At 70.9% G+C, this 10,200-nt stretch carries 8 protein-coding genes and 1 pseudogene; 8 read left to right on the top strand and 1 reads right to left on the bottom strand.

The genetic code is table 11. From position 1 onward, the window contains the following. Positions 1-152 precede the first annotated feature (152 nt). Both VGH76_RS20800 and VGH76_RS20805 read left to right on the top strand, forming a co-directional pair. Positions 153-596: a DUF3052 domain-containing protein gene (locus tag VGH76_RS20800; RefSeq protein WP_331558629.1), complete on the top strand. Its 444-nt coding sequence runs from the start codon at positions 153-155 to the stop codon at positions 594-596. Between the two features lie 72 nt (positions 597-668). After that, positions 669-1,139, top strand: coding sequence for a peroxiredoxin (locus VGH76_RS20805; RefSeq protein ID WP_331558630.1), 471 nt, complete (start codon positions 669-671; stop codon positions 1,137-1,139). 591 nt (positions 1,140-1,730) lie between these two features. Here VGH76_RS20805 and VGH76_RS20810 read toward each other — a convergent pair. After that, the gene (locus VGH76_RS20810) at positions 1,731-2,069 is read right to left on the bottom strand and encodes a hypothetical protein (protein WP_331558631.1); all 339 of its coding nucleotides are present in this window, start codon (positions 2,067-2,069) and stop codon (positions 1,731-1,733) included. 641 nt (positions 2,070-2,710) lie between these two features. Between VGH76_RS20810 and VGH76_RS20815 the strand changes: the two genes are divergently transcribed. The 6 genes and pseudogenes from VGH76_RS20815 to VGH76_RS20840 all read left to right on the top strand — a co-directional run bounded on the left by VGH76_RS20815 (position 2,711) and on the right by VGH76_RS20840 (position 10,113). Beyond that, a complete protein-coding gene (locus VGH76_RS20815; RefSeq protein WP_331558632.1) occupies positions 2,711-3,871 on the top strand; it encodes a hypothetical protein in 1,161 nt (386 codons plus the stop codon). A 1,023-nt stretch (positions 3,872-4,894) separates the two neighbouring features. Next, positions 4,895-6,178 carry a PucR family transcriptional regulator gene (locus VGH76_RS20820; protein WP_331558633.1) on the top strand — a complete coding sequence of 428 codons (1,284 nt, stop codon included), beginning with the start codon at positions 4,895-4,897 and terminating at the stop codon, positions 6,176-6,178. Between the two features lie 760 nt (positions 6,179-6,938). Beyond that, positions 6,939-7,400 (top strand): STAS domain-containing protein, encoded by a 462-nt coding sequence (locus VGH76_RS20825; protein WP_331558634.1) that lies wholly within the window; start codon positions 6,939-6,941, stop codon positions 7,398-7,400. A gap of 238 nt (positions 7,401-7,638) precedes the next feature. Continuing rightward, positions 7,639-8,658 carry a hypothetical protein gene (locus VGH76_RS20830; protein ID WP_331558635.1) on the top strand — a complete coding sequence of 340 codons (1,020 nt, stop codon included), beginning with the start codon at positions 7,639-7,641 and terminating at the stop codon, positions 8,656-8,658. An 860-nt stretch (positions 8,659-9,518) separates the two neighbouring features. After that, positions 9,519-9,806 (top strand): annotated as a pseudogene (locus VGH76_RS20835) (tyrosine-type recombinase/integrase); the annotation flags it as partial. 175 nt (positions 9,807-9,981) lie between these two features. Beyond that, positions 9,982-10,113, top strand: a complete 132-nt coding sequence (locus tag VGH76_RS20840) for a hypothetical protein (protein ID WP_331558636.1) — start codon at positions 9,982-9,984, stop codon at positions 10,111-10,113. Positions 10,114-10,200: the final 87 nt, after the last annotated feature.

Here is a 10,200-nt window from a genome sequence, read left to right on the forward strand (position 1 = left end):
CGTGGTGGCGAGGCCGCTCGGCGTGTCGGTCCCGCGGTCCGTTCTGCGTGCCGCGTGGCTGGTTGCGCGCGACTGCGCGGGAGTGTTCGCTGTGCGTGATTGGCGGGCGCCGGACGGGCGTCGGCCGAGGGCACCGAGGAGGGACGAGAGACGTGGTCGCGGCCGCGGGGGACACCGACGGCAGCCGGAGCGATGTGGCCGGCAAGCTCGGGGTCGAGCCGGGGATGATCGTCCAGGAGCTGGGATGGGACTCGGACGTGGATGACGAGGTCCGCGACGCCGTCGAAGACCGGAGCGGCGAGGATCTGTTGGACGAGGACGCCCAGGAGGTCGTGGACATCGTCCTCCTCTGGTGGCGTGAGGGGGACGGCGATCTCGTCGACACCCTCATGGACGCCCGTTCTCCGCTCGACGACAACGGCGTGGTCTGGGTGCTCACGCCCAAGACCGGCCGCGACGGGCACGTCGAGCCCTCCGAGATCGCCGAGGCGGCGCCCACGGCGGGGCTCTCCCAGACCTCGAACATCAACGTGTCCGACGGCTGGGTGGGCACCCGGCTCGTCGCACCGAAGGCGGGAGGACGGTCACGCCGGTGAGGGAATGCCGGGCGGTCGGCTCGCTAGGGTGAGGCCTGACCCGCTCGGTCCCCACCGAAGGAGACGTACCCCATGACGGTCGAGGTCGGCCAGAAGGCCCCCGCCTTCACGCTCAAGAACCAGGACGGCGCGGAGGTCTCGCTCTCCGACTACACCGGCAAGCAGGCCGTCCTCCTGGTCTTCTACCCGTTCGCGTTCTCCGGCATCTGCACCGGCGAGCTCTGCTCGGCGCGCGACGACATCGGGGCGTTCCAGAACGACGACGTCCAGATCCTCGGCATCTCGGTGGACACCACCTGGTCGCTCAAGGCTTGGGCGAACCAGGAGGGCTACGACTTCCCGCTCCTGTCGGACTTCTGGCCGCACGGTGCGGTCGCCGAGAGCTACGGGGTGTTCTCCTCGGACCTCGGCTTCGCGTTCCGCGGCACCTTCCTGATCGACAAGGACGGCGTCGTCCGCTTCGCCGAGCACAACGGCCCCGGCGACGCGCGCAACCAGCAGGGCTGGAAGGACGCCATCGAGGAGCTCAAGGCTTCGGCCTGACGGCCTCGTGCGTGCGTTTCCGTGCTGGGACACGGAGACGCACGCACACTCGGGCGCGTAGCTCAGCGGAAGAGCACCGGCCTGACAACTCGAACGGCGTTCGAACAGCCTGCTCCGATCCGTGCGCGCCCTTCTCAAGGGTGTCACCCTGTACCGGCACGGCCCGGGCTCTCCCCGCGGAGCCCGGCCCGTGTGTGCCCCTGATGTGCCCCGCAGAACTCAGCAGTCGCCGCCGGGCGGCGGGCTGCCCTCGGCGTCGTCCTGGTCGGCGACCATCGGCGGGACGACCCGCAAGCTCTGCCCGTGCTTCCTCTCTGGATCGCTCGCCGGCTCGCCCGCTCGACGCCGGTGTCGGTCATGCGACTCGAAAAGCCATCTGGCTACCTCTGCCCGGGCGCGAAGGGCCTCACTGGATGCTCTGGCCTGCGCTGCGCGCCGCAACAGGTCGGCAATCGGTGGGTCGGGCACGAGCGACCACCTCGCGACGTCACGACTTGATAGCCACGCCGCGGCACAGGTGGTGAACCGTCGCCTGAAGCATGCCCGAGCCCATCGACCGCCGGAAGGCAGGTCGACGCTCGCCCAGGAGCTTCATGGCCCTGCCGCTTCCCGCTCGAACACCGCTATCCCGGCCTCGCGGGCGAGGGCACATAGCGAACCCGGGCCGGTGGAGCTGCCGAAGGTCAGGCAAGTGTCGGCTCCGGCTCGAAGCATCGCGCGATGGCGCCCGATCACCACCAGGCCCTCGGGGCAGTCCCAGTCGAATGGCCAGCGCTCCACGCGCCCGCCCCAGCGCTGCCAGCACCGCGCGGCGAGGTCCTCCGCGCCCTCGGGACAGGCCCCGGTCACCAGCACGGTGTCGGGCTCCCATACCAGCGACAGCGCCTCCATGATCGTGCGTCGGTCGCTCCAGAACTTCGATCCGGTCACGAGTACTCGCATCCCGACCACCACCCAGGTGTAGAAGGACCGCGAGGCGTCGGCGTGCGCCCCGGGTGGAGTCCGTCCCGGCTCCACCGCGCCTGCGGGCTCTTCGGCCGTCGGAGGCTCGCCAGCAAGGGAGGAAGCAAACGATCTCGAACGGCCGTCTGCGCCGCTGAGCTCGTCCACCCCGGCGGCCGGTCAAGATGGTTTGCGGCCCTTGCTGGTGAGGGACGGCAGTGCAAGCTCGCGCGCCGACGCCTCGCGCAGCACCGCCGGAGGCGGTTCCCCTTGGCCGCGTGGCCCTGAGCTGCCCTGAGCAGCGTCACAGCCCCAGGCAGGACCAGAGGCCCGTCAGCTGGTGCCCGCGGGCCCCGCCGGCGCGCCAGCGCCGGCGCCTCCACGTCACTGCGGAGCGCCTCGTGAGCGTGCCCACGGTCAGCCCTGCGGCTCCGGCCCTTGGTAACGGGCGAACAGTCTTTCCCAGCCCTTCGACACGGGCTCAGAGCCAGGCGGAGCAGTGCCCCAGAGCTAGGAGCGCGCGTCGGGCGCGGTGGCAGCGTCGGGCCCAGCTCCAGCCGTTGACCGGAATCGGTCGGGTGCGTCGCTGCGGCTCTATGCGCGACCCGGAGGCCGGGGTCGTCCTGGCCGTGAGCAACACTCCGGACGGGCGGCGGGCCGGGTTCGAGGGCCTGGTGACGTGCGGGTCGGTGTGGGCCTGCGCGGTGTGCGCCGCCAAGGTCGCTGCGAAGCGGGCCGAGGAGCTGGCCGTCGTGCTCGACGCGGTCCACGCGGCCGGGGGCTCGGCGTTCATGCTCACCATGACCATCCGCCACAACGCCGGGGACCGGCTCGGGCTTAACCGCGAGGAGCGGGCCCGCCGTGGTGTGCTGGATCAGCGCCGTCGGTGGCGCAACCGCCTCGAGAAGCTCGACGCCCGCCGCATGGCCCGCGAGGACGCCGAGGCCCACGGCTGGGACATCGACGAGCACCAGGCCGACGCGGACGACATTGAGGAGACCAGCATCCGACGTGAGATCGTCCGCACCGACCCAGACATGGTCACCGTCGGCGCCGGGGCCAGAGTCCAGGCCGAGTCCGATAGCGCGGAGCTGGCCGATCTAAACGCTCGCCGGGGCTGCTGGGACGTCGTAACCGACGGCTGGCACGCCGCCACAAGCGGACGCGATTGGGCGCAAGCCCAGATTGACACCAGGCTGCTCGGCTGGGTGCGGGTCACCGAAGTGACCGACGGCGGCACCCCCGCGATCCTCGCCGCGCTTCCAGAGGGGCACGGCTACTCCGGCAAGGGCTGGAACGTCCACGTGCATGCCCTGCTGTGCTTCCCCACGGACGTGTCCACCGAGTACGCCGAGGCCATGATCGGTGGCGGAATGCACGCCCGGTTCATGACTAAGGTCCGCGCTTTCGGGTTCGACTCGTCGGCCGAGCACTGCTGGGACGTGCGCAAGACCCGCCGGGGCGGCGGTGACAACCTGCACGCCTACTTCGTCAAGCAGGCCCACGAGGTCACGTCCGGGCACCGCAAGGAAGGCAAGCGTCGCGGCGGCGGGACCCCGATGCAGCTGCTCGCCGACGCCGTCGAGACCTACCGCGCTGAGGACGTCGCACGGTGGTGGCAGTGGGAATCCGCGGCCGAAGACGCCGTCAGCTGGAATGGTCACGCGGGGAGCGCAGCCTGCGCCGATTCGCCGTACTCGGCAAGAACCAGACTGACGAAGAAGTGGCCGACGAGACCCTCGATGGCGACGAACGCCTCGCGCTTCCCCCGGAGACCTGGCAATGCTTGAGGTCTAAAGATCTGGCAGCAGCCCTCCTCGACGTAAGTGAGACTGATGGTCTCAACGGGGCCCGGCGTTGGCTAACGGCTTCTGGACTCATTTGGGAGAGAGTCAGTCGCAAGCGGTCCCCTCGTCGAGGCGCAGACAAGTCGTACACTGAGACTACCGCCGGTTGATGGCCTGTTTGGCGAACCCCTACTCGTCTGTTCGTAATTGGACTCTCTGTACCTGTCCGATTGCATTTCACCGCAGGCGTTCGCCGGGGTCGCACGGGACTTCTCCAGTCCTCCTGGTTAATTCGCCGTCATCCATATATGCTCGACAAGACTTTCGAAACCGAATTGGTCTATGCACTCGCGAGGAAGGCTGCGGCGCCACGTCCGAGCTTCGGCGACACGGTGTGCGCCCCCGGATTGCAGAGTGGGCATCCGCAGGCGTTGGGCTCTCACGAGTATGTGGGCCCAGCGCGATGCCGCGCCGGTTGGCGCATCGGGCTCGTGTCTCATGTCGCGGCAGGGATCACCGGGCCAGGCGCCGTGCTCGTGCACCGACCGGGCGGCGCCCGACGACACGAAGGCTCGGACCGCCGGGCGGGCGGGCGTCCGACGAATGTGCCCGCGCCCGCTACCTGCTGGTCGGCCACCGCAGCTCGAGGTGGGTCCAAATCCTCGCCGACGGCGTCCTGGTCCAGCCCTCGCCGCTGGGCGTCGCGGGTGCCGTGGAGGAGGTAGAAGACGGAACAATCACCTGCTGGGTCAGTCGTTCAAGTCCTGAAGGCAGGTGCCCAGCCTCCTCACGGCTCAGAACCTCGGCACCCGGAGGCGCTGGCTTGACCTGAGGGGTCAAGTGCGGTGACGTATAGCGGTGGAGGGCACACCTCACGTTGCGGACGATCCGGTCCCGGACGACCGGTCCCCCTCCGGCGCGGGTGCCGTTGGTGATCGGCAGGCCCCAGCGGAGTTCGAGGCGGCCCTGGGCCGCGAGTACCGGTTCCAGGACCAGCTCGCCCGTGCACTAGCCGACGACCTTCCCGTGCAGGGGCTCGCCGACACCCTGCACGAGCACCTGGGTCTGAACGTGGTGATCGAGGACGCCGTGGGGTATGTCCTCGCCCGGGCCGGAGCGGACGGGCCGACCCGGTACCCGCGGTCGACCCGCCTGGAGCGCGAGCGGCTGATCGATGCGGCGCGGCGAGTGGCGGGCCCGCTGCGCGTGCGGGGGCGGCTGGCCAGTCTGTCCGCCTCCCGCGGCACGGTCCTCGGACTGATCGTCGTGCTCGACCCAGAGGGAACGCTCGAACCCTCCGACAAGAAGGACCCCGAATCCAACTCACGTCCCGGAAGCCCCCGCGCCGAGGCCCTGCACGGGATCGGCCTCACCACGGCGGCGCTGACCCTGCACCTGCTCCACCGCCGACACCTCTTCCAGACCGAGCTACGGCTGCACCACGACCTCGTCGAGACGGTGCTGCTCGAGCCCCACGAGGACGACGCCGTGGCCGAGGTCGACCGGCGCATCGGGCGCGCGTCGGCCCTGAGCCACGACCTCACCGGGCCCCACCGGGTGCTGGCGCTGCGGCCCGGCCACGGACGTTGGCCCGACGGCCAGGCCGTGGGGGACCTGCTGGACCAGGCCGCGCGCACGCTGGACATGCCCTACCTGGGCACGTGGCGGGGCCAGACCGCCGTCCTCGTGTGCGGGACCCCGGGAGCCTGGCTCGACGGCAGCGGCCAGGCGATCGCCCCGTGGTCGCGCCGGCCCGAGGACGACGGCACCTGTGCGCACCCCGGAGCCGCGTGGCAGGTTCTGCACGACTGTTTCGCGCATGTGCTGCCGGACGCTCCGGCCGTCGGGGTAGGCGGCTTCGTCGAGCGGCCCGAGCACCTGCCCCGCTCCTACCGCGAGGCGATGCAGGCCCTCACCGTGCGCATGCGCCAAGCCGAACCCGCCGGCCTGATCACCTTCGAGGACCTCGGGCTCTACCGGCTCCTGGCGACCCCCGAGGGCCGCCACGCCGCCGGCGCCTTCGTCGAGGACTGGCTCGGTGGCCTGCTCGCCTACGACCGGGAACGGCACGCCGACCTCGTGCGCACCCTGGGCGCCTACCTCGACCACGGCGGCAACTACGACGACACCGCCGCCGCGCTGCACATCCACCGCTCCACCCTGCGCTACCGGCTGCGACGGATCCGGGAGCTGTCCGGCCACGACCTCACCCACCCCGACACCCGACTGAACCTGCACGTCGCGGTGCGCGCCGCCGTCGTGGCCGAGCCACCCGTGCTGCCCGACGGGGACCACCTCCCGTCACTGTGAGCGCGCCGTCCGGGGAGGCGCTACGGGCTCGGAGCCCTCACGCCGCCAACGGACGTCGAGGGTGCTCCGCAAGGCCCCTGGCCCTCACCGCGAACACGCCGCCCAAGCCCGCCCGTGAGGGATCACACGGCACCGTTCCTGGGCCGGCCAAGGCTCAGCCTCAAGCCGATCCGACCCGCAAGTCGACCCATCGCGCTGCGCTCGGGCCCGAGACATCAAGGGAGCGGCCCAAGGTGCGGGAGCAGGTGGCCGGCGCCGGCCTGACACGCGTGGGGTCGCACGTGGCAGCGATCGAGCGGCTCCAGATTCAGAGCCAGGCCCCGCTGGCCTTAGCACTTCTTCACGACGTCGATGGACCTCGCGTAGCGCAAGGCGAGCTACGAGGCAGACCACGCCGATGGCTATGGGCGACGCTTCGGGCTCGAGGGCGCCCTGGCCGAGCTTCGCGCCGCGGACCCGCGCGGGACGATGGTGGCGGTCGCGCCTCGCTGGGGGTTCGGCCACGTCAGCAGATTCTCGCAGACCTGCCACCGGACCTACCCCCGCCCGCCGGGGGCGACGCTGCGCAGCGGTCGACCAGACCCGTCGGTCGCCGAACGGTCGAGGGTTGCCGTGCGGGGATGGACGGCGGCACGTCGCGCTCGTTAGGTCTCGTGGGGTCCACCGAGCATCCCAGGTGGGGAGCTAGCCATGACCGCCGACCGCGACACGACCATTCCCGACGACGGGGCGTCGGTGACGGTCTGACAGGGACTGGCCAATGAACACCGATGACGACCAGGTCGACCCTCATCACACCGGCGAGGGCCTCGACCCCGGGCGCGGCCGACCGAGGTTGTCGATCACCGACTCGCCGACCGGCGCCCGAGTGATCAGGGCTGGTGTCACCCTCGACGCGCCGGCCGCGGCTGAGCTGCGCCGCGAGGCCTGGGCCATGCTCGCCCGCTCCGGCCACCCGCTCGTGGTCGATCTCACGGCCGTCCGCACCGCCGAGCCTGCCGCCGCCGCCGTGCTCCGCGATCTGGCCTACGAGGCCGGCCACGCGGACGTCGACCTCCGCGTCGTCCGTGACCCGGCGGCACCCGAGGTGACCCGGGCCCTCCTCGACGACCAGACTTTGTTCGAGATCTGTCCCAGCCTCGAGGAAGCGCTGGATGGGGCCACCGACGTGTCGCCGCCGGGCGACGACCGAGGCCACCCTCCCGCTCCCAGGGAGAGATAGGCGGCCCACGCGGGCGACCAGTGGACCGCGTCGAAGATGGTAAAGGCCTCGGTAAAGGGGCAACGGCTCTTCGAACGGCCACTCGGCCGGGCAAGCGCCGCCGACGCGAGCACGCCGCCCAACCAAGGTCGGCGGAGCAGGTCGCCGGGGCGCAGGAGCCCCGGGCGAATCGCTGGCAGCGCCGCGCCCAGCTGCGCCGCATCTCGCAGCTCAAGCGGATCAAGTACGCGGGCACGCCATGAACGCCGAGGCCGGCGTGACCCTCGGTGTGACCGAGAAATCCGACGGCACCCGCTCCGCCGCGTACGGCGGGCTCAAGACCTGCGGGTCGGTGTGGTGCTGCCCGGTGTGCGCCGCGAAGATCGCCACCCGCCGCGCGGACGATCTCGCCGCGGTGATGCGCGCTGTCGACGAGCTCGGCGGGTCGGCGTTCCTGCTCACGCTGACGATGCGCCACGACCGCGGTGACCGCCTCGGTCTCACCTCAGCGCAGCGGGCTCGCCGGAACCGGCTCGAGGAGCGCTTGGCCGACGTCCAGATCGCCGAGGCCAACGGCTGGGACGTTGACGAGCGCCAGGCCGAGGCCGACGCCATCGAACTCGACTCGATCAAGGCGCAGGAGGGCTGCTGGGACGTCCTGTCCTACGCCTGGCAGCGCGTGACCTCCGGGTCCTCCTGGCAGGAGGACTGCGAGCGCTTCGGAGGGCTGCTCGGCTGGGCCCGCGCGGTGGAGATCACCGACGGCGACCACGGCTGGCACGTCCACCTACACGTCCTGCTCTGCTCCCGCGAACAGGTCTCCGCCGACCTCGCCCGCGCCGCCCTCGCGCCCCGCCTGTTCGGCCCTTGGAAGCGAGCACTGCAACGGCGCGGGTTCTCCGCGGCGGAGGAGCACGGGTGGGACCTGCGCCGTGCCCAGCTCGGCGACGGGGACCTGGCCGACTATTCCACCAAGATGGCCCACGAGGTCACGGGTGGACACCGGAAGGAAGGCCGCACCCGGGGCGGCCGCAGCCCGATGCAGCTGCTCGTGGACGCCGTCGAGACATATGAGGAGTCAGCGCTGGCGCGCTGGTGGGAGTGGGAATCCGCGTCGGACGGCCGGCGGCAACTCACCTGGTCCACAGGCCGCCGGGACCTGCGGGCGATGGCAGGTCTTGGTCGAGAAGCCACCGATGAAGAAATCGCCGAGGACGACCAGGACGCCAACATCCGGCTTGTGCTTCCGTCGGACACTGGAATCGGTTGGTGTCGTTAGGACAAGCCTGTGATCTGCTCCGTCTCGTGGAGACTGAGGGCGTGGGCGGTGCGCTGACATGGCTCGACGCGCGTCGGCTTCGGTGGTACATGAGCACGTCCAGCATTTCTTTGAAATCAGTAGGGCGCCGGTCTGGAATATCTTGGCGGAATCGCAGTTGCGCGCCCTTGTTGACCTTGTACGCGGCCCCGGCCAGGTAGGTGAGCACGCCCAGGAACAGGCAGCCCACCCCCAGCACGGGCACGTAGAACAGCAGCAAGAAAAGGAGTCCGACCGCCGCCACCAGGACGCCGGTCAGCCGGACCAGCTGGCTCACCCCCGCCAGCGCCAAGGCCTCCCAGACCGACTCGTCCCCGCCGCCGGGGTCGCGGTCACGGGCGTCGAATCGGACAAGGTCACGAATCAGTGACGACGACATCGTTTGTTCCCTGCTTCACTCGCAAGAAGGACGCTGAGGCCTACGCCGAGTTGCGGGCACCGACCTCCGCAGCGGCTCCTACGTCGACCCGGCCGCCGGGAAGATCACCGTGGGGGAGTGGGCCGACCAGTGGGTTGCCGCCCTCGGGCACCTCAAGGAGTCCAGCCGGGCACGCGTCGTCGGCGTCGTCGAGCGCCACGTCCGGCCCCGGTGGGGCACCACGGCGCTCAAGTCAGTCACCCACGCCGCGGTCCAGCGCTGGGTCTCCGACCTCGGCGAGACGCTCTCCCCGCGCTCAGTGCGGCTCGCCCACGGCACGCTGCGTCAGCTCCTGGCGTGGGCCGTGCGCGACGGCCGGCTGTCCCGCAACGCCGCCGAGGACATCAAGCTGCCCCGTATGCAGCAGGTGGATCACCGCTACCTCACCCACACCGAGGTCGCCATGCTCGCCAAGGAATGCGGCGACTACGCGGCCCTGGTGCGCTTGCTGGCCTACACCGGCCTGCGTTGGGGCGAGGCCGCCGCGCTGCGGGTCCGGCGGGTCGACCTCGACCGCCGCCGGGTGCGGGTCGTGGACTCGGTCACCGAGGTCAGCGGGCAACTGGTGTGGGGGAGTCCCAAGACCCACGCCCGGCGCACCGTCCCGCTGCCGCGCTTCCTCGCCCGGGAGCTGGCCTCGCGGATCGAGGGCCACAGCGGCGATGACCTGCTCTTCCCCGCGCCACGCGGCGGCGTGATGCGGGTCCGGAACTTCCGGCGGGACTTCTTCGACCCCGCGGTGCGCCGCGTCGGCCCGGCCGGGTTCCACCCCCCACGAGCTGCGCCACACCGCCGCCTTGCTCGCGATCGCCTCCGGGGCGGACGTCAAGGTCGTGCAGCTCATGCTGGGGCACAAGACCGCGACCATGACCCTCGACCTCTACGGGCACCTCTTTCCTGACAGACTTGACGAGCTGGCCGACCGCTTCGACGACGCGGTGTGTGCCCCGGATGTGCCCCCGGAGCCCGCCCCCGACGCCGAGGAGGACGACCAGTGAGGGCGAAGCTGCTGGTAGAGGGCACGTCCCGGGCGCGTAGCTCAGCGGAAGAGCACCGGCCTTACAAGCCGTCGGTCGCAGGTTCGA

This window comes from Actinomycetospora sp., from assembly GCF_036497585.1.
Classification (GTDB): Bacteria; Actinomycetota; Actinomycetes; order Mycobacteriales; family Pseudonocardiaceae; genus Actinomycetospora.